Origin of the sequence: Pseudoduganella danionis (assembly GCF_009720775.1) — a bacterium.
Lineage (GTDB): Bacteria > Pseudomonadota > Gammaproteobacteria > Burkholderiales > Burkholderiaceae_D > Rugamonas > Rugamonas danionis.
The window spans coordinates 1-461 of record NZ_WNKW01000032.1; the positions used below are offsets into that span (position 1 = coordinate 1).

Consider the following 461-nt stretch of genomic DNA (forward strand, 5'->3'; position numbering starts at 1 on the left):
ATACAATCATTACCCATCGTCTTACGTTTTACCGTAAAACGATCAATAAAAATTTACTTACTTCTTCCAGATTGTTAAAGAACATACAGCACTTGATCTCTAAAAGATCAAACCTAAATCGCAACCAGACTGGCTGACTTACGTTTGAACTTTTGGTGGAGGATGACGGGATCGAACCGACGACCCCCTGCTTGCAAAGCAGGTGCTCTCCCAGCTGAGCTAATCCCCCATTGGGTAAAACTGGTAGGGCTGGTTGGACTCGAACCAACGACCCCCGCGTTATCAACACGGTGCTCTAACCAGCTGAGCTACAGCCCCAAATGCTGTTCTTCTCTTATTTACAGTCGATAAGTGTGAACGCTTGATGGCGATCCGAAGATCAGTGCCACTCTAGAAAGGAGGTGATCCAGCCGCACCTTCCGATACGGCTACCTTGTTACGACTTCACCCCAGTCACGAAT

The 461-nt window shown here is 47.3% G+C and carries 2 tRNA genes and 1 rRNA gene; all 3 read right to left on the reverse strand.

The features are described from left to right. Positions 1-153: 153 nt before the first annotated feature. A tRNA-Ala gene (locus GM655_RS22575) sits at positions 154-229 on the reverse strand. Between the two features lie 12 nt (positions 230-241). Beyond that, positions 242-318: transfer RNA gene (locus GM655_RS22580), tRNA-Ile, on the reverse strand. Positions 319-394: 76 nt separating this feature from the next. Then, positions 395-461, reverse strand: a 16S ribosomal RNA gene (locus tag GM655_RS22585); the annotation flags it as partial.